Below are 18,307 nucleotides of genomic sequence, written 5' to 3' on the forward strand. Positions count from 1 at the left end.
AGCGTCTGATCTGTTGATGGATAAAAGTTAATAAGACAGTACTTTCAGAATGGCCTCTACAGGATTTTCACTGTTACCGGCAAGTAGTCGCTTATGCATCGCAATATGTTGCATCACCTGAGTTTGTGCGACTTCTCTATTCATTAAATTTTCAATTTCTGTAGCTAACTTTTGTGGAGTGGCATCGGTCTGGATTAGCTCGGCTATAACTTTCTTACCTGCAATAATATTTGGCAGTGAATAATAGGGAATCTTGACCAATAACTTGGCAATAATATAAGTGAGCCAGTTCAGCTTATAAAAAGTCACCATTGGCCGATGTAATAGCATGGCCTCTAGTGTTGCTGTACCTGAAGCTAGGGCCACAATATCACTGGCATTCATTACCATACGGCCAATTTTGGAGTCAGTGCCGGTGTTTTCTAGCACCTTAACCTGTGCCTTAAACTCAGCAGGATAATTTTTTAATTGTTCTTCAATCTGAACTTTTCTTGCTTCATTTATAGCAGGTAATAAAAATTCAATTTCAGGATATTTCTGATAAATAATCTGTGCAGCATCAAGCACCAAAGGACCTAGACGCTCGACTTCTCCACGACGGCTGCCGGGTAATAGTGCAATATGCTGTCTGGCCGGGTCGAGTCCTAACTGCTGTTTGGCTACAATTAGAGGATTATCTAAAGGTAACTGACTTGCCAAAGGATGTCCTACAAATGCAGCAGGAACCTGATAACGCTCATAAAAAGCTTTTTCGAACGGGAACAGGCAAAGTACCAAATCAATAGACTGCTTGATTCCGTGCACACGGCCCTGACGCCATGCCCACACTGATGGGCTTACATACTGTACCGTTTTTATTTTAAGTTGTTTCTGTTTCAGACTTTTAGAAAGCCGCAAATTGAAATCTGGAGCATCAATTCCAATAAAAATATCTACAGGTTTCTGGCTCCAGCGTTCAACAAGTCCATCACGTACAGCAAACAGCTTTTTCAGATCTTTTAAGACCTCAACAATTCCCATAACTGACAGAATATCCATTGGATAATAGCTCTTAAAGCCTTCTGCCATCATTTGTGGTCCACCAATCCCTTCAAATTCAGCTTCTATCCCCTGCTCGCGAAAACTACGAATCAGCTTGGCACCTAAAGTATCACCAGAAACTTCACCTACCACTATACCAATTTTAAGTTTCCGATTTTCCAAGAGTTTTATCTCCACTATAAGATCAAGCTATTTTAACATAACCCTTTTAGATTTAATCAGGCTCACTGTATCCGCATCTAATTTAATCCGATTACACTCTTTAAAAAATTTAAACTTCCTTTTAGAAATTCAAAAATTATCTAAATAATCTATTGTTTACCAATTGTAAATCACCACAACAAATAATAATATAAATGATAATAATTTTCATTAACTAATATTATGAATTCTCATTTCCATGCCAGTTGTTTTAAACTTTCTCTCCTTACTCTGGCACTATTAAATGTACAAGCTGCTCTTGCAGCAGAGGCTTCAGATACCCAGGCACTTCCTGTTATTCAGCTGCAAGCCAATACTATGAGTAGCCAATCTTCTGAACAAACGCAAGCCTATATAGTCAAGGATTCAAACAGTGCTACCGGGTTGAATCTGAGTATTAAAGAAACTCCACAAACAGTGAATGTGGTAACCCATCAGCAAATTAAAGATTTCAATCTGACCGACGCACGTGATGTTTTAGCAGCAATACCAGGTGTAGTCGTGTCCAGTCAGGAAACTAACCGTACTACTTACACAGCACGCGGCTTTGATATCAGTAATTACCAGATTGATGGAACAAACCTTCAGTTAACTGGTAGTGATTATCAGAATGGAGATATAGATACATTTTTATATGACCGGATTGAAGTCGTGAAAGGCTCAAATGGCTTGACTTCTTCTACGGGTAATCCCTCTGCAACTGTAAATTACATTCGCAAACGGCCAACTACAGACACCCGGACACAAGGCTCTATCAGTTATGGATCTTGGGACACAGTTCGGGGTGAAGCAGATATCTCAGGCAGTTTAACTTCTGATGATCGTATACGCGGACGAGTAATGCTGGCACAGGAAGCCGGAAACTCCTATCTGGATCATTACAGCCAGGAAAAAACTGTTGCCGGGCTAATTATTGAAGCTGACCTGACAGAACAGACACTCTTAAGCACAGGGTATAACTTTCAGAAAGACCGGCCTAATGGAAACAACTGGGGCGCCCTTCCCATGCTGGATAGTGAGGGGAAATTATTAAACTATAGCCGTAGTTATAATCCGATGCCGGACTGGGTACACTGGGATATGGAAAAACAGAATGCTTTTATAGAACTCAAACATCAGTTTAATGATAACTGGAGTATAAAAGCCAGTTATAACTATGCCGAACAAAAAGAAGATGGAGCCATGCTGTATTTTACCGGCGTTCCAGATCGGGAAACAGGACAAGGGGTCAGTGAATATCCCTCAGCTTTCATAGAAAAAAACCAGAATCATGATATTGATATCAGTATATTAGGAAAATATTCGTTATTTGGTCAAACTCATGACCTGATGGCCGGCAGCAGCTGGTCCAAAAATGATGTAAAACAGAACTCAAGATATATTGCAAACCGTAGCAGACCAATTCCTGACTGGTTCAATTATTACAACAATACTTATCCAGACTTTATTGACGATACAAACAATCCGGCTAATCAGGCAGATTATACGCAGGAACAGAAACGTGTTTATGCAGCGACACGTTTACATTTGGGAGATAAGTTAAAAGTCTTGGCGGGTGCTAATTATACTGATGCTACTTCAAAAGGCCAAAATTACGGCGACTCAACCAATTATAGAGATTCGAAGGTGTTGCCTTATGCAGGGATCACTTATGATATTGACCCAACTTATACAGCATACGCAAGTTACAGTACGATTTTTAAACCGACTTCAAAACTTGGTCTAGACAAGCAGATTTTAAAACCTACAGAAGGAAGCTCCTATGAACTTGGTATTAAAGGTTCATGGTTCGATGATCAGCTCATTGTCTCTAGTGCTGTGTTCCGCAACGAATATGACAAATTTCCAGTTTATGAAAAATGGGATCAGGCTAACTTATACAGTCAACAAAATATTAAATCACAAGGTTATGAGTTTAATATTGCCGGTCAGCTAACTGACCAGCTGAATATATCAGCCGGTTATGTACAGCAGAACATGAAAGACCGTAATACTGGAGCAAGAACCCGTACCTTTGTACCTGAACGCACCTTTAATGTACTTACCAGTTACACGGTTCCGCAATTTCCCCAATTAAAAGTAGGCGCAAATCTGGTCTGGCAAGATAAAATCAGCCAGACAGATAAAAGTAATCTGATACAGGACAGTTATGCTTTACTTGATCTAATGGCCAGCTATGAATTAAATGACCATGTCAGTTTTCAGGCCAATGCAAAAAATATTACCAATGAAAAATATTTTAATTCTCTAGAATATGGCCAGACTTATTACGGTGCGCCCGCTAACTATACAGTCGCGGTAAACTTCAAATATTAATAGTAAACAGTTCAGCTCTCTAAAGAGCTGAACTGTTTATTTTATATATAGAAAATGATGAGAAGCAGATTGAATTTTTTACAGAAGACTTATCCATACTGTGCAGCTTTTTATCGAACCCTGCTAGCCTTTATAGCGGGTTATATATTTATGGCCTATCTAGCTTATGATCTAGCTCACTTATTAAGTTTTTATTTTCCAAAAGCCGAATCAATTTACTTGGCGGCAATCACTGCGATTTTACTGTATTTGGTCTTCGTTATTTCGAGTTTTTGCATTAATTGCCTTTGGAAGTTAACCCTGCTGAGTCTCATCAGCTGCGGCTTTTTCTATTTTATTTCGCTTTATACAGGTTAAATTATGCAAAAATCTATCCGGCAATCGATGGCATCTTTGCATTCTTGGACCGGTCTTTTACTAGGCTGGCTATTGTTTGCTATTTTCCTGATGGGTTCTACCGCCTATTACCGCCATAATTTAAATTTATGGATGCAGCCTGCACTGGCTCAGATTCAGGTAAACCAGGCAACAGCATTAAATACTGCATATCAATATTTACAGAACGAAGCATCCGACGCTAAAACCTGGTATCTGGAAATAGCAACTCAAGAAAAGCCGTTTAACAAAATGTACTGGCAGAAACAGGATGGCAGTTATGGTAGTGCTTTATTAAATCCAGCCACTGGTCAGGAATTAAAACTCTCCGGAACCCAAGGCGGTGAGTTTTTCTATCTTTTCCATTTTCAGCTGTTTGGTATTCCGGTACTCATTGGACGTCTGATTGCGTGTTTTGCTGCCCTGATCATGCTGATTGCCCTTATTTCCGGTATTATCACTCATAAAAAAATACTGACTGATTTCTTTACTTTCCGTACTTTTAAAGGCCAGCGTTCCTGGCTTGATTTTCATAATATCTGCTCAGTCATTGCACTCCCCTTTTTTTTAACCATTACTTTTACTGGTCTGGCTATTTTGTTTTATTTATATCTGCCATGGAGCCTTGAAAAATTTTATCCTGAAAACAAATACCAGTACTTTGAAGAAATCAATCAGAAAATTTTAACAAAGGCAGATTATCCAAAACCTGCTGCGATGCTTCCGATCCAACAAGTTCTGGCTATTAGCCAGCAGCAATGGGGTATTACAGATTATGCACGACTAGAGGTTAAGAACCCAAATACTACTTCTGCAAAAATAACTCTGGTTCAGTCTACTGACTATTCGATTACCCGCGATGCACCACAATTAACAGTAAACGGTATAAGTGGCCAGATTATAACTGATACAAAAAACCGTAGCGCAATAGCCACACTTAACTCAGGTGTCTATGGTTTGCATATGGCAACTTTTGCCCAGCCTTTACTACGGTTCGCTTTATTTTTTTCAGGCATACTGGGCTGTTTGATGATTGCCTCTGGTTTATTGTTATGGAGTTTAAAGCGACATCTACAAAACAAGACTCAAGCCTTTCATTTGGGCTTTTATTTGGTAGACCGGTTAAATGTGGCTACTTTTATAGGTCTTCCTACAGCTATGCTGTGTTATCTCTACGCTAACCGTCTTGTAAGCGTCCAGCCAGGTGGCACAAATTATGAAATTTATAGCTTCTTTATCAGCTGGCTGATCCTGTTTATTCTAGCGATAATGACTAAAAAACAATGGTTATGGAAAATACAGCTTGCTATTTTCATATGTCTCGCTTTTAGTCTGCCAATTTATGATCTTTATTACTTGAGTCAGCAAAATTATATTTCAGGATTATCGCACTATTGGAACTTTCTCAGAATTGACCTGATGCTATGGCTATTTGCTTTTTTAGCCTTCTTTATTTATCGCAATATTGAACCGATACAACTTAAAAGCAGCCAGAAGCTTTCTGCCAAAATTATAAGGAATACCCAAGAGGTTAATTCATGACATTGTTATTAGCTTTTTTTATGCTATTTGCCTGCTTTTATGGATTTTATCTTAGCAGTTCAAAGCAGCTTGCCAAGACTCTTAGTTCTAATAAGGCTTTTCTTGTAAAATACCCCTTATTGCTCAGGTTATTTTGCAGCCTTTTATTTATATCAGCAACCTACTTCATTATCCGTAGCTATCATCTATCCATTGGATTTATTAGTGTCTGGATTTTCGCTTCCCCTATTTTATTTTTCATGATCTTGACAATAAATGACTTAAAACCGAATGGGAAATATCAAAGAAGATCATGAAAATGCTTTATTAGCGTATCTATACACCAAAGTCATCATCGAGCTTAGCGTTTTTTTGCATAAGTAAATCATTAATCGTCACAACTGCTTATATGAAAAAGTCATAACATAGACATGTTTTATTATATTGGCATGAGTTAATGGTTGGTCCTCTAGAATTCATTTTGGCTGGTGTACTGGTTGGTTTTTGTGTAGGTATTACAGGTGTAGGTGGTGGTTCATTAATGACACCTATTTTAATCAGCTTGTTCAGGATCGAACCCCATATTGCGATTGGTACCGATTTGCTCTACGCAGCAATTTCAAAATTCTGCGGCTCACTGGTCCATGCCAGAAAATTAAATATTGTCTGGCCCATAGTTCTCTGGCTGGCATTGGGGAGTATTCCAGCATCTTTTGCGACCCATTGGGTGCTTGAGCACTATCTGAGCCAGTCCACTCACTATAAAGCTGTCCTTACCACAGTTTTAGGGTTTATGCTGACTCTGACTGGTATTTCAATTATTTTCCGTGCGCAGATTGAAAAATTCTTTAGCCGTTTTCGTAAACCTGAAGTTTCTGGTCAGGAACAAGCGCTGTTTGCTAATCCGCGCCGCCGCTTTTATATTTTATTTATGGGTATCGTACTGGGTATATTTGTTACCCTCTCTTCGGTAGGTGCTGGCGCTTTTGGCATTATGGCATTGATTCTTATGTTCCCTAATTTGCCAATGATCCGGATTATTGGTTCCGATGTAGTTCATGCAGTATTGCTAACACTGGTTGCAGGCTTAGGCCACATGAGTTCGGGAAATGTCGATTTCACTCTATTAATGTGGTTACTGGTCGGTTCCATTCCAGCCATTATCGTTGGTACATTAATCAGCTCACGGTTACCTGAACGTATTATTCGCAAGATTCTGGGAATTACCCTGTTTGCTTTAGGTATCAACTTTATGTTGCATCCGGTTAAAGCCAAACCAGTAACTACTTCAGAAAGCGCAGTCATTAGTACTGTTGAAAAAACACACAAGATATAATTAATTCGTAAAATGAATTGCTTTTTCAGGCTTTAACAGAGTTTTTGTATAGCAATTCATCACTTAAATCATGTTATATTCAAGTAACTATAACCACTTCTGTATGAACAATCACCAGTGACGGCAATGAATACACTACAGTCTAAAACAGTATCCCCTTCAGATATCAGTGATGTAAATGTGAAAAGCATTCAACCACTTGTAACTCCTGCAACACTGAAAGAAGAACTTCCTTTAAGTGAAACGGCTTATCAAACCGTCATGAAAGGCCGTGAAACTATACGTAATATTTTAGATGGTATTGATAAACGCCTGTTTGTCGTGATTGGGCCTTGTTCAATTCATGATACGGTAGCTGCACATGAATATGCTGACCGCTTAAAAGTCTTGAGTGAAAAAGTTCAGGATACTCTTTATATCGTTATGCGTGTTTATTTTGAGAAACCACGTACTACTGTAGGCTGGAAAGGTCTGATTAATGACCCGGACATGGATGACTCCTTTAATATTGAAAAGGGTCTTCGTATTGGCCGCCAGCTGTTACTTGAACTTAATGAAAAAGGTTTACCTTGTGCAACAGAGGCCCTTGATCCGAACTCGCCACAATACTATCAAGACCTGATTTCGTGGTCTGCTATCGGTGCACGTACTACAGAAAGCCAGACCCATCGTGAAATGTCTTCCGGCTTGTCTTCACCTGTAGGTTTTAAAAATGGTACTGACGGCGGCCTGACAGTAGCTACCAATGCCATGCAGTCAGTTAAACATGGGCATAGCTTTCTGGGCCTGAATGAGAATGGCCAGGTTTCTATTATCCGTACTGCAGGTAATGCTTATGCACATGTAGTACTGCGAGGTGGTAATGGCAAGCCGAACTATGATGCTGGTGCTGTGGCTGATGCGGAAATGACTTTAGCTAAAGCCAAGGTTAGTAACAAGATTATGATTGATGCCAGTCATGCCAACTCGAACAAAGATCCGTATTTGCAACCGTTGGTTTTAAAAAATGTGACTGAGCAAATTATTGATGGGAACAAGTCAATTGTCGGTGTTATGGTCGAGAGTCATCTCAAGGGTGGCCGCCAAGATATTCCTGCGAAACTGGATGACCTTGAATATGGCAAGTCAGTCACAGACGGCTGTATAGACTGGGAAACTACCGAAAAGACCTTACTTGCCATGCATGAAGCATTAAAAGACGTTTTACCAAATCGTTAAACATTGAGACGCCATCATCATGATGGCGTTTTTTATATAGGATTTGTACCATATGAATGAACTAGAATATGCTTTAAGCCAGATCCCATATTTTGATTATGTTCATGAGCGCCTGTTTTGCTCAGGTCAGTTGACTGCAGAAAATCTCGAACAAATCAAGGCTTATGGTTGCTCGACCATTATTAATCTTGCCTCTAGTAAAGCTGAAATGGCACTTAGAAATGAAGATCAGTTGTGCCTGGACCTTGACCTCAACTATATTCACATTCCTTTAGATAATGAACGCCCTTCAGCCAATCAGGCTATTCTGGTTCTAGAGCTGATTAATCACTTGGTCTGTGAGCAGATAGTGTGGCTGCACTGTGCTGATAACCGGCAATGTAGTGTGCTCATGTACTTATATCGACAATACTTTATGAATATAGATATGCCTACAGCACAAGAGTATTTGCACAGAATCTGGGAACCCGATGATACCTGGACCGGATTAATTCATGCGGTTGCCTTACAACTTCAAGGCCGCAAAGCAACACGCGAACTGGAACAGTCACTAATGCAGGTTCGTCAGTTTGAGTAAAGTAAAAGTAAAACTGTAGCAGTCGCCAAAATGCCTTCCTGACGGCCAGTAAATCCCAGCTTCTCAGTAGTTGTAGCTTTTACACTAATTTGTGAAATATCTGCATTGAGTACCTCAGCAATGCTCTGCCGCATTTCAAGATTATATTTGGCCAGTTTCGGGCGCTCACAGGCTACGGTAATATCAGCATTACCCAGCATATAACCTTCCTTTAAAATTAAATCATATACATGCTTGAGTAATATCCGGCTATCCGCACCTTTGAATTCATCGTCAGTATCCGGAAAATGCTGTCCAATATCTCCTAGTGCCAGTGCCCCCAGTAGAGCATCAGCTAATGCATGTAAAACTACATCGCCATCTGAATGAGCTTTTAAACCATGAGTATGTGGAATCCTGACACCTGCCAGATGAACAAATTCACCCTCTTCAAATGCATGCACATCAATGCCTTGGCCGATACGGAACTGCGGTCTTAACATGACTGTTTCCTTATAAATAAATCTTAGATCAGTTGTATTTTAGCTTGTGATTTCGCTATATTACGTAAGCAAACTCTATAGCAAAAGTATAAGCGATCATGTTATTGAATACCGAGTTTCCTCACATTAAAATAATAGGATCATTATTTGTAGCGACCTGTTTATGGTCATCAATGGCCGTAGCTCAAGCGTTACAGTGTACATCTGATATTACTGCGCCTGCTTTAAAGCGTATTTGCTCAGATAAGTTCGACTCCGAACGTCAAATGCTAAATAATAAATATCTTACAGCCTACCTGATTACTGATGCTCCGGTCCGTTTACTTCAAGACACACATCTGACTTGGCTAAATCGTATGCAACAGTGTAAAAGTAATGACTGTTTTAAACAGCAGTTCGAACTGCGTATGGATGATCTGGACATTTATACTTCAATGAATCAGAGTTTAACCCAGCATTATTTAAAATATGAAAATGGCTTAATTGCGAAACAGCCTGTACATTTACAGGTACACCAACTCTCTAAAGACAGAATCAAGATTGAGGGAATTGCATACCGCAACCCGAATAATCGTAAAGAGACCCAAAACATTGCTTTTCTCGCTTACACCACTCCCGAGAACAAGCAGGAAATTATCGATAATGAACATGATTGTAAATATAATTTTAACTTTCAGAAAGCCTTGCTTACAGTAAGTTCACAGCAGAAAGGTTGTGAGCGATTCAACGGTATTTACCGTTTATACGACTAAACTTTGTAATTTCAGATTAATACTTAAATAAAAAAGCCCGGACTACTGAGACCGGACTTTATATTTCTAAAACTTATTAATCAATAGGCATTTCTGAAGCGCGACAGATTTCTGCACACTGCTCGCAGGCCTTAGCACAATGCTGGCAATGCTGATCTTCATGTGAACCACATTCTTCAGCACAACGTTCACATGCCTGAGCACATAGCGCCATCACATTGTCTAAAAGTGCCGAGCCTCTGATTTCATAGCTGATACAAAGACGGCATAGCTCCACACAATCTAAACAGCGACGGATACATTCACGCATCATGCCTACCATTTCTTCCTGCAAGCATTCTGCTGCACAGGTTTGACAAGCGATAATACATTCAGTACAGGCCCGAATTGAAGCAGAGGCCTGTGAATAAACCGGATTAGTCATTGTTTCATCTTGTTGTATTGGCACTTTCCACCTCATTCACTATTTATGAGCCTTTTAAGTATTTCAGGAATGCAGAAAAGGTAGAACCATCTACAGGTAATGAATTGTGCCTTTTTTTAAACAATGGGTAAGCTTATGAAATATTCAGCTGTAGTATCAAAATTTAAGAATAAAAATTAATCCATTGAATATAAATATAATAATACTAAGAAGAAGCTGTATTTTGAGATTCAATAATCAGCTTGGCCAGCTCAAGATCATCCGGATAAGTAATTTTTATATTGTCCGAACGCCCCATTACTACTTGAACAGGATATCCGGCATGTTCAATTGCACTGGCTTCATCAGTAATTGTGATCTGGTCGGCCAATGCTTTTTCAATCGCAGCTTTAAGCAATCCTAGTCTGGCAAGCTGTGGAGTCTGGGCTTGCCATAAGCATTCACGGCTTACTGTTCTGGTAATTTGCTGTTTATCAGATACCAGTTTTAAAGTATCCCGTACAGCTATAGCAAGAATAGCGCTACAGTTCTGTTTGATAGCGTTCTCAACCAGATTTTGCAAGCTGCTGAACTGGACACAGGGACGCGCTGCATCATGTACCAGTATCAGATCATCTTCATCAGCAATATTACTTAGATAATGGAGAGCATTGAGTACCGAATGCACCCTTTCTTGCCCACCCAGACAAAAGTGAGCTTTCTCAGCCTTTACTAAAGGTAAAGTTCGAGCAACATCATCATGTGCACTAACTGCAAGTACATATCCGGCTAAATCTAGCTGATTTAACCGACTAACCGTGTGTTCGAGTACAGTTTGCTGCCCAATTAACTGGTATTGTTTAAGTTCATGTTTAGAAAAACGGCTGCCTGAGCCAGCAGCAGGAATTACCGCCCAGAGTTTAGGGTATTTCGGTAACAGGATCTGGTTCTGACTCATTGGTTCTTAAATCAACCTTGGCATTAGGATCAATATAAATGGGTTTATATTGAGTACTGATTGTACTCATCTGTACAAAAGTTTCATGGGGCTTGATCAGACCGAGGTCTAAACGTGCATGTTCCTCAATGGCTTCAATACCATGTTTGAGGTCATACACTTCCGCTGCTAAAATGCGATTTCGCTCTTTTAATTCTTGATTAATATCAGCTTGTTGTTGGATTTGCTGAGTCAGAGTCTGATGAGGGAAATAGCCCCCCTCACCAAACCAGAAGCGGTACTGCAGCACGACAATCATAATGATTGCCAGTGCTAGCAATACTTTGCTCGAAATTGAACCGAAAACTTCTTTCATAAAAGCCATGAAAAGTTAGTTCAATCCTTTAAATTCAGCTTTACCACGGTAAACTGCTTTAGTAATTTCTTCAATACGTAGTAATTGATTATATTTTGCTACGCGGTCAGAACGGCAAAGTGAACCGGTTTTAATCTGGCCCGCTGCTGTACCTACGGCAAGATCTGCAATAGTAGAATCTTCAGTTTCCCCTGAACGGTGAGAAATTACAGTCGAGTAACCATTTGCTTTAGCAAGATAGATTGCGTCGAGTGTTTCGGTCAAAGTACCGATCTGGTTATATTTGATAAGGATAGAGTTAGCAACCTTCCCATTAATACCACGCTGTAGTATCTTCGGATTGGTTACAAACAGGTCATCACCTACTAACTGAATCTTGTCACCAAGAATAGAAGTCAGGTAAGACCAGCCTTCCCAGTCAGACTCGTCCAGGCCATCTTCAATCGAGATAATTGGATACTGATTTACCAGACCTGCAAGATAGTCAGCAAACTGGTTGCTGGTGAATGCCTTATTGCCCTCACCTGCAAGGATATATTGACCATCTTTATAGAATTCTGAAGATGCACAGTCCAGCGCCAGCATAATATCAGAACCAGCTTTATAGCCAGTTTGCTCAATTGCTGAAAGAATTACAGTGATTGCTTCTTCATTTGAACGAAGGTTTGGTGCAAAACCACCTTCATCACCTACTGCAGTATTTAAGCCTTGTTTCTTTAAAACTGATTTTAAAGAATGAAAAATTTCTGCACCAGCACGCAGGCTCTCAGCAAATGAGGTAAAGCCCACAGGTTCAATCATGAATTCCTGAATATCAACAGTGTTATCTGCATGAGCGCCACCATTTAAGATATTCATCATTGGAACAGGCATAGTCAAAGTTTTCTGGCCACGCAGGTCTGCAATGTATTGGAAAAGAGGAATTTTCTTTTCATCAGCAGCAGCACGGGCAGCGGCTAAAGATACAGCCAGAGTTGCGTTAGCACCTAGTTTTTCTTTATTTTCAGTACCATCTAAAGCGATCATTGTATTATCAATGTCTTTTTGTTCGAATACTGATTTACCCAATAAAGCATCACGGATTAAAGTATTAACATTATTAACCGCAGTTTGAACGCCTTTGCCCAAATAGCGTGCTTTATCGCCATCACGCAGTTCTAAAGCTTCACGAGAACCAGTTGAAGCACCAGATGGTGCACATGCACGGCCAACTACGCCGGATTCCAAGATTACATCAGCTTCGATGGTTGGGTTACCACGAGAGTCCAAAATTTCACGTGCACGGATGTCAACGATTTGGCTCATGAACAATTCCTCAGTTGAATGAATAACAAGATGCAAGCAGCAGCATCAATGGGTATCTAATTTTTTGAATCCTTTAACCAAAGTATCCAATTCTTTTAATTGTGCTAAAAATGGCTCTAGCTGGTTCAGACGCAACGCACATGGCCCATCACATTTGGCCAGTTCCGGGTCAGGATGTGCTTCCAGGAATAAACCCGCAAGTCCTGTAGCCATACCAGCACGTGCCAATGTGGCAATCTGGGCACGACGGCCGCCCGCAGAATCGGCACGGCCCCCTGGCGTTTGCAAGGCATGGGTTACATCAAAAAATACTGGAACATTCATTTCTTTCATAATGTCGAAGCCCAGCATATCAACCACAAGGTTGTTATAACCAAAAGCTGAACCACGTTCGCACAAGATCAGTTTGTCATTGCCGGCTTCCAGACATTTATGCAGAATATGACGCATCTCATGGGGTGCAAGAAACTGGGCTTTTTTAATGTTGATAATAGCTTGGGTTTTTGCCATAGCTTCAACTAGATCCGTCTGACGGCTCAGGAAAGCCGGCAGCTGGATAATGTCGGCAACTTCTGCAACAGGAGCCGCCTGATACGGCTCATGCACATCAGTGATGATCGGAACATTAAAGTGTTTTTTAATGTCACCTAACCACTCGATCCCTTTTTCCAGGCCCGGTCCACGAAAAGAATTCAGGCTTGAACGATTCGCCTTATCAAAACTGGCTTTAAAGACATATGGGATATCCAGACGTTTACAGATATCGACATAGGTTTCGGCAATTTCGAAAGCAAGATCTTTGGATTCAAGTACATTCATACCGCCGAATAATACAAACGGCAAATGATTTGCCATTTGTATATCGCCTAAACGTACAATTTCTTGTGGTTTTAGTAGTGCCATTTAAACTTCCTGGTTTATTTCCTGAACAGTCTTATTTACGCTTCTGATACTGCTGTTTCGCAGCCCCGATAAAGCTAGCAAATAATGGATGACCATCACGTGGTGAACTTGTAAATTCCGGATGGAATTGTACTGCAATAAACCAAGGATGCTCAGGGATTTCAACAGTTTCTACTAAATGCTGTAGTGCAGAATAGCCTGAGATTTTCATACCCGCCGCTTCAATCTGAGCAATAAAGTGATCGTTCACTTCATAGCGATGACGATGACGCTCGCTAATTTCAGCTGCAGCATAAATATCACGGATTTTAGTTCCTGCAACCAGTTCAGACTTTTGAGCACCTAAACGCATGGTGCCACCAAGATCAGATTCAAGACTACGCTGCTGAAGTTCACCACGTTCATCTAACCATTCAGTAATCAGGCCAATAAGCGGGGCTTTAGTTGAACGGTTAAATTCTGTAGAAGTTGCATCAGCAATATTGGCAACGTGACGCGCAAACTCGATCACTGCAAGCTGCATACCCAAGCAGATACCGAAGAATGGAATCTGGTTTTCACGGGCATACTGAATGGCTTTCATTTTTCCTTCAGTACCACGCTCACCAAAACCGCCCGGAACTAAAATGGCATCAGCGGTGGCAAGCACTTCATTCACATCTTCAGCTTCAAGCTTTTCAGCATCTACATAGTCAATCTGTACTTTAACGCGATTTTGGATACCCGCATGAAGTAATGCTTCATTCACAGATTTATAAGCATCTGGAAGTTCAACATATTTACCAACCATGGCAACACGAACAGTAAATTCCGGATTCAGTAAAGCTTCAACTACGTTATCCCAGTCAGTCAGGTCTGCTTCTGGAAGATCGTTATAACCGAAACGTTCACAGATCAGGTCATCTACATTCTGTTCATAGAAGTTACGTGGAATCTGATAGATAGAACGTGCATCTTTGCACACTACAACTGCACGTGCTTCAACGTTAGTGAAGAGTGCAATTTTACGTTTGGTGTCAGCATCTACATCATGTTCGGTACGACAGATCAGAATATCGGGCTGAATGCCGATAGACAGCAATTCTTTTACAGAATGCTGGGTCGGTTTGGTTTTAAGCTCTGCTGCAGACTTAATATAAGGCAGCAGTGTCAGATGCATGAGCATGGTACGCTTATGACCAAGCTCGACCATTAATTGACGCACTGACTCCATAAATGGTAGTGATTCGATATCACCCACCGTACCGCCAATCTCAACAATTGCTACGTCATAACCTTCACCTGCACGGAGTACACGTTCTTTAATATTGTCAGTAATATGCGGAATTACCTGAACCGTACCACCCAGGTAGTCACCACGGCGTTCTTTATTTAGAACATCCTGATAAACACGTCCTGAAGTGAAGTTATTCAGTTTGGTCATTTTTGCACGACGCAGGAAACGCTCGTAATAGCCCAGATCAAGGTCAGTTTCAGCCCCATCCTCTGTAACAAAAACTTCACCATGCTGGAATGGGCTCATAGTGCCTGGATCGACATTGATGTATGGATCCATTTTGACCATGGTGACTTTTAAACCACGAGCCTCTAAAAGTGCTGCTACTGAAGCTGCTGAAATACCTTTACCTAGTGATGAAACCACACCACCAGTCACGAAAATAAAATGGGTCATTGAGTTTCTCGTACAATCGAGCCGAATTCGGCCTGCAATGTTGCGCAATTTTACTTTACTCGGCACCTATAAAGCAAAGTCATTCCGCATCAATTCATAGAACAATAAACAACTGGTTATTCTATCAGCATTTTCGATAAAAAATTAGGCGTAATGTGCATGATTTTTCTGACAGCTTTTACTGTTATAATAGCTTGGTCTCTTTTAAGTCCTGATTTATGCAATTATGAATAAGAAACTTTTGATTTGTGGTGCGATCGCAACAGGTTTGTTCCTCACCGCGTGTGTAAAAAAAGAAGCGCCAAAGGAAGAGGAGCAAGAACAGGTTGAAGTAGTTGAACAACAATCTGTAGCACCTGCACAAATTGAACCTCTAGAACCGGTTGAAGCTGAACCTGAAATTCCCGAGACAGTTGAAATTGTTCGTGAAGAAACGCCAAATACCACAACCGAAATTCGCCGCGAATATCGTGAACCTGCACCAGTTGAACCGAGACCCGAGCCTAAACCTGAGCCACAAAAGCCAGAGCCTAAGCCAGCTCCAGCACCAAAAGCAGACAGTACCGCCAGCCAGCAGAAATCCAGTTCAGATTCACAGAGCGAAGATGATGCTGTTGCAGCTGCTATTGCGGCTGCCTCACCTGCTCTTGAAAACTAAACAATCCGTTCTTCTGTTCAGTCAGAACAGTAAAAACCCGGTAAATATACCGGGTTTTTTATTAATGAAATGATGAGTTGAAGACTTTGATTTAAATAGATGGCTTTTTCACCCAAGCACTAGGATGCTGAGAAAAACCAATTTTGGGGTAGTAAGTAACAGCCTGTGGAGCTGCAAGTAAAGTCAATGTACATTCCGGTTGTAATTGCTGTTCTGTTATTTCAATGAGCTTTTTTTCCAATACCCTCTTTTTGAAATCTTACTGTCACTGCCAGATCAGCGAGATAACAGCAAAAATAAAAATCTGTAACCGATCTTGCTATACCTACTAATTCTTGTTTATACCATGCTGAGATGACCAGATTTGAATGCTGTAGCATGCCTGTGATCAGGTCTGCATTCTGGATGGGCCGTCTTGGACCTAATGAAGTTTTCTGTAAAAGGTCAATATACTGCTGCGTACTAACAGGTTCATTTATTAGGTAATGAATCGGTTCAGACATGATATTTTATCTCTTTTATGTTCCTATATTTTAAAGCCCCTTCTGTTTTATGGTTATGGAAGAGGCCAGCTATTTCAGGTTTTTATCATGTTATCTGTTTTAAGCAGACTATTCTTAGTTTACTGAAGCCAGTTTATGTTGTGCAATCAGATAGTCTGCCATTAAACGTGCCGCCCATGAACGTGTACGGATAATGCCTTCATAAAATCCGCAGTGGCTACCTTTACGGGTTGTAATCACCATAATATTTGGCATCTGCATAATCATTTCTTTATATGGCTCAAAATTATCAATATGGCAAACCGGATCATCTTCAGCATTTAAAATCATTAGAGGAATCTGGATATTGTCCATGACACAAACAGGATTGGTTGCCTGATTATAACTTTCAAAGTCTTTATAACCTGCCAGTTCAAAATAACAGCTCTGAAAGTCAGCCAGACTTTTAACAGCAAGTACTTTCGGCAATGACCCTGTATTTTTCCAGGCTTCCTGATAAGGATGAATAAATGATTTAAACAGTTTCTTTGTCATGGCCTTACTATAAAACGGGTGCACCTTCTGAAAACCAATTTCGGTATTATAGCCCGGACAAAAGGCGAAGGCGGCCTTAAATGGGGTATGATGACCTTCCTCTCCCAGATAACGTACCAACAGGCCAGTTCCTGCAGAAGAGCCTACGCCATACAATACAGATTCAGGAAATTTGCTCTGTATATGAATGAGCTGTTCACGCAGGTCATCAGTTGAACCAAACAGACAGATTTTCGGTACAGTCATTGGCAATTTGGCATGGCCACGGCGCAAACATAGCGCAATACGCCAGCCTGTATAGTGATGTAAATCACGTACCAGCTCGCTCATACTTTGTGGTGAGCCGGTAATCGTATGCATTAATACAATAGTGGGTACATCAGCCGGAAGTTGTTCGCCATACCAGGCAATACCGGTAGTCCCACCATCCTGCATGGTTAATGGCTCAATTCTGTCATACTTGAGCTTAATACGTCTTTTTTTGAACAGGTCAAAATATAGCAAGTGTGCATGCTGGTTCGCTAACCACGGTGTTGGCCGATACTTTTCCTTAAGCTGTGGCAAGTGCTCCAGTACCTGCTGGACTTTACCATTCGGGTCAAAGTAGAGTTTAGGCTGTTCAGCGCCTGTAACCTGATCCAATAGTTCTCGTGTCAGGGCAGTCAGCTTTTTTACCATCATTTGATTTAACTCTCGGTATATTTCTAAAGTATGAAGAATGAATTTTAAGTAAGCTTAATGGGCGGGAGGCATAAATGCTGCCATGCGCTGTCCCATTTGTGCAGCTAACGCTTCGAGACCACTTTTTGGCCGGATCATGACTTCAAAATCAATAATTTTGCCCTGCTCATTAAAACGGATCATATCGATTCCTTTTAACTGTTTTTCTCCGACATGAGCAGAAAACTCTAACACTACATTGTGACTATCTTCTGTGTAGAATTCTCGGTGATAAGTAAATTCCTCAAATATTTCAATGACATTAGTTAATATAAAACGAACGACTGTTTTACCTTCATACGGGTTGAATGCAACAGGTGACCGAAAAATCACCTGTTCATCTAAAAGTTCGTCCAGAACAGTCATATCACGGCTGCAAAGCATTTGGTGCCAAGCCTGTATGGCTTGTTGAGTAGTGGTCAGGGTCATCAGTTTTATCTCTTTAACTATTTATTGTTTTAAAGTTGAAAGTGGACA

General features: G+C 40.6%; 18 protein-coding genes. 7 read left to right on the forward strand and 11 right to left on the reverse strand.

Annotated features, from left to right (window positions below):
• Positions 1-27: 27 nt before the first annotated feature.
• On the reverse strand, positions 28-1,203 hold the full coding sequence (lpxB, locus tag ACRAD_RS07380; RefSeq protein WP_005026119.1) for a lipid-A-disaccharide synthase: 1,176 nt from the start codon (positions 1,201-1,203) through the stop codon (positions 28-30).
• A 222-nt stretch (positions 1,204-1,425) separates the two neighbouring features.
• Here lpxB and ACRAD_RS07385 point away from each other — a divergent pair, with 222 nt between their 5' ends.
• The 5 genes from ACRAD_RS07385 to ACRAD_RS07410 all read left to right on the forward strand — a co-directional run bounded on the left by ACRAD_RS07385 (position 1,426) and on the right by ACRAD_RS07410 (position 8,585).
• Positions 1,426-3,558: a TonB-dependent siderophore receptor gene (locus tag ACRAD_RS07385; protein WP_005026121.1), complete on the forward strand. Its 2,133-nt coding sequence runs from the start codon at positions 1,426-1,428 to the stop codon at positions 3,556-3,558.
• A gap of 360 nt (positions 3,559-3,918) precedes the next feature.
• Complete coding sequence (locus ACRAD_RS07395; RefSeq protein WP_005026123.1) at positions 3,919-5,475, forward strand: PepSY-associated TM helix domain-containing protein; 1,557 nt, start codon at positions 3,919-3,921, stop codon at positions 5,473-5,475.
• Between the two features lie 436 nt (positions 5,476-5,911).
• Positions 5,912-6,790 carry a sulfite exporter TauE/SafE family protein gene (locus ACRAD_RS07400; RefSeq protein ID WP_005026125.1) on the forward strand — a complete coding sequence of 293 codons (879 nt, stop codon included), beginning with the start codon at positions 5,912-5,914 and terminating at the stop codon, positions 6,788-6,790.
• 126 nt (positions 6,791-6,916) lie between these two features.
• A complete protein-coding gene (locus ACRAD_RS07405) occupies positions 6,917-8,008 on the forward strand; it encodes a 3-deoxy-7-phosphoheptulonate synthase (RefSeq protein ID WP_005020086.1) in 1,092 nt (363 codons plus the stop codon).
• Between the two features lie 52 nt (positions 8,009-8,060).
• Positions 8,061-8,585 (forward strand): hypothetical protein, encoded by a 525-nt coding sequence (locus ACRAD_RS07410; protein WP_005026128.1) that lies wholly within the window; start codon positions 8,061-8,063, stop codon positions 8,583-8,585.
• Here ACRAD_RS07410 and ispF read toward each other — a convergent pair.
• On the reverse strand, positions 8,573-9,067 hold the full coding sequence (ispF, locus tag ACRAD_RS07415) for a 2-C-methyl-D-erythritol 2,4-cyclodiphosphate synthase (RefSeq protein ID WP_005026129.1): 495 nt from the start codon (positions 9,065-9,067) through the stop codon (positions 8,573-8,575). The two genes, ACRAD_RS07410 and ispF, sit on opposite strands and share 13 nt — an antisense overlap.
• Before the next feature lie 98 nt (positions 9,068-9,165).
• Here ispF and ACRAD_RS07420 point away from each other — a divergent pair, with 98 nt between their 5' ends.
• On the forward strand, positions 9,166-9,819 hold the full coding sequence (locus tag ACRAD_RS07420; RefSeq protein ID WP_005026130.1) for an A1S_1983 family putative colistin resistance protein: 654 nt from the start codon (positions 9,166-9,168) through the stop codon (positions 9,817-9,819).
• A 76-nt stretch (positions 9,820-9,895) separates the two neighbouring features.
• Here ACRAD_RS07420 and ACRAD_RS07425 read toward each other — a convergent pair whose 3' ends face one another.
• The 6 genes from ACRAD_RS07425 to ACRAD_RS07450 all read right to left on the reverse strand — a co-directional run bounded on the left by ACRAD_RS07425 (position 9,896) and on the right by ACRAD_RS07450 (position 15,415).
• Positions 9,896-10,243 carry a four-helix bundle copper-binding protein gene (locus ACRAD_RS07425; protein ID WP_005406264.1) on the reverse strand — a complete coding sequence of 116 codons (348 nt, stop codon included), beginning with the start codon at positions 10,241-10,243 and terminating at the stop codon, positions 9,896-9,898.
• Between the two features lie 205 nt (positions 10,244-10,448).
• Positions 10,449-11,180: a 2-C-methyl-D-erythritol 4-phosphate cytidylyltransferase gene (gene ispD / locus ACRAD_RS07430; RefSeq protein WP_005026136.1), complete on the reverse strand. Its 732-nt coding sequence runs from the start codon at positions 11,178-11,180 to the stop codon at positions 10,449-10,451.
• Positions 11,143-11,535: a cell division protein FtsB gene (gene ftsB, locus ACRAD_RS07435; protein ID WP_026055477.1), complete on the reverse strand. Its 393-nt coding sequence runs from the start codon at positions 11,533-11,535 to the stop codon at positions 11,143-11,145. Before ftsB ends, ispD begins: the two co-directional genes overlap by 38 nt.
• Before the next feature lie 15 nt (positions 11,536-11,550).
• Positions 11,551-12,840 (reverse strand): phosphopyruvate hydratase, encoded by a 1,290-nt coding sequence (eno, locus tag ACRAD_RS07440; protein WP_005026142.1) that lies wholly within the window; start codon positions 12,838-12,840, stop codon positions 11,551-11,553.
• Between the two features lie 45 nt (positions 12,841-12,885).
• A complete protein-coding gene (gene kdsA / locus ACRAD_RS07445; protein WP_005026144.1) occupies positions 12,886-13,743 on the reverse strand; it encodes a 3-deoxy-8-phosphooctulonate synthase in 858 nt (285 codons plus the stop codon).
• 31 nt (positions 13,744-13,774) lie between these two features.
• Positions 13,775-15,415, reverse strand: a complete 1,641-nt coding sequence (locus ACRAD_RS07450) for a CTP synthase (RefSeq protein ID WP_005020067.1) — start codon at positions 15,413-15,415, stop codon at positions 13,775-13,777.
• Positions 15,416-15,641: 226 nt separating this feature from the next.
• Here ACRAD_RS07450 and ACRAD_RS07455 point away from each other — a divergent pair, with 226 nt between their 5' ends.
• Positions 15,642-16,073: a hypothetical protein gene (locus tag ACRAD_RS07455; protein ID WP_005026148.1), complete on the forward strand. Its 432-nt coding sequence runs from the start codon at positions 15,642-15,644 to the stop codon at positions 16,071-16,073.
• 221 nt (positions 16,074-16,294) lie between these two features.
• Here the strand turns inward: ACRAD_RS07455 and ACRAD_RS07460 are convergent, their stop codons facing one another.
• The 3 genes from ACRAD_RS07460 to ACRAD_RS07470 form a co-directional block, all read right to left on the reverse strand.
• A complete protein-coding gene (locus tag ACRAD_RS07460) occupies positions 16,295-16,576 on the reverse strand; it encodes a GNAT family N-acetyltransferase (protein WP_005026150.1) in 282 nt (93 codons plus the stop codon).
• Between the two features lie 114 nt (positions 16,577-16,690).
• Positions 16,691-17,791, reverse strand: coding sequence for a YheT family hydrolase (locus tag ACRAD_RS07465; RefSeq protein WP_005026151.1), 1,101 nt, complete (start codon positions 17,789-17,791; stop codon positions 16,691-16,693).
• Between the two features lie 54 nt (positions 17,792-17,845).
• Positions 17,846-18,259 (reverse strand): nuclear transport factor 2 family protein, encoded by a 414-nt coding sequence (locus ACRAD_RS07470; RefSeq protein WP_005026153.1) that lies wholly within the window; start codon positions 18,257-18,259, stop codon positions 17,846-17,848.
• Between the last annotated feature and the right edge of the window lie 48 nt (positions 18,260-18,307).

Origin of the sequence: Acinetobacter radioresistens DSM 6976 = NBRC 102413 = CIP 103788 (assembly GCF_006757745.1) — a bacterium.
In the GTDB taxonomy this organism is placed as follows: domain Bacteria; phylum Pseudomonadota; class Gammaproteobacteria; order Pseudomonadales; family Moraxellaceae; genus Acinetobacter; species Acinetobacter radioresistens.

Excerpts from the sequence above, each read along its gene's own strand:
- ftsB (WP_026055477.1), bottom strand. The coding sequence starts at position 11,535 with ATGAAAGAAGTTTTCGGTTCAATTTCGAGCAAAGTATTGCTAGCACTG.
- ACRAD_RS07425 (WP_005406264.1), bottom strand. The coding sequence starts at position 10,243 with ATGACTAATCCGGTTTATTCACAGGCCTCTGCTTCAATTCGGGCCTGT.
- kdsA (WP_005026144.1), bottom strand. The coding sequence starts at position 13,743 with ATGGCACTACTAAAACCACAAGAAATTGTACGTTTAGGCGATATACAA.
- ACRAD_RS07420 (WP_005026130.1), top strand. The coding sequence starts at position 9,166 with ATGTTATTGAATACCGAGTTTCCTCACATTAAAATAATAGGATCATTA.
- ACRAD_RS07470 (WP_005026153.1), bottom strand. The coding sequence starts at position 18,259 with ATGACCCTGACCACTACTCAACAAGCCATACAGGCTTGGCACCAAATG.
- ACRAD_RS07385 (WP_005026121.1), top strand. The coding sequence starts at position 1,426 with ATGAATTCTCATTTCCATGCCAGTTGTTTTAAACTTTCTCTCCTTACT.
- ispD (WP_005026136.1), bottom strand. The coding sequence starts at position 11,180 with ATGAGTCAGAACCAGATCCTGTTACCGAAATACCCTAAACTCTGGGCG.
- ACRAD_RS07400 (WP_005026125.1), top strand. The coding sequence starts at position 5,912 with ATGGTTGGTCCTCTAGAATTCATTTTGGCTGGTGTACTGGTTGGTTTT.
- ACRAD_RS07450 (WP_005020067.1), bottom strand. The coding sequence starts at position 15,415 with ATGACCCATTTTATTTTCGTGACTGGTGGTGTGGTTTCATCACTAGGT.
- ACRAD_RS07405 (WP_005020086.1), top strand. The coding sequence starts at position 6,917 with ATGAATACACTACAGTCTAAAACAGTATCCCCTTCAGATATCAGTGAT.
- ACRAD_RS07465 (WP_005026151.1), bottom strand. The coding sequence starts at position 17,791 with ATGATGGTAAAAAAGCTGACTGCCCTGACACGAGAACTATTGGATCAG.
- ACRAD_RS07455 (WP_005026148.1), top strand. The coding sequence starts at position 15,642 with ATGAATAAGAAACTTTTGATTTGTGGTGCGATCGCAACAGGTTTGTTC.
- eno (WP_005026142.1), bottom strand. The coding sequence starts at position 12,840 with ATGAGCCAAATCGTTGACATCCGTGCACGTGAAATTTTGGACTCTCGT.
- ACRAD_RS07410 (WP_005026128.1), top strand. The coding sequence starts at position 8,061 with ATGAATGAACTAGAATATGCTTTAAGCCAGATCCCATATTTTGATTAT.
- ispF (WP_005026129.1), bottom strand. The coding sequence starts at position 9,067 with ATGTTAAGACCGCAGTTCCGTATCGGCCAAGGCATTGATGTGCATGCA.
- ACRAD_RS07460 (WP_005026150.1), bottom strand. The coding sequence starts at position 16,576 with ATGTCTGAACCGATTCATTACCTAATAAATGAACCTGTTAGTACGCAG.
- ACRAD_RS07395 (WP_005026123.1), top strand. The coding sequence starts at position 3,919 with ATGCAAAAATCTATCCGGCAATCGATGGCATCTTTGCATTCTTGGACC.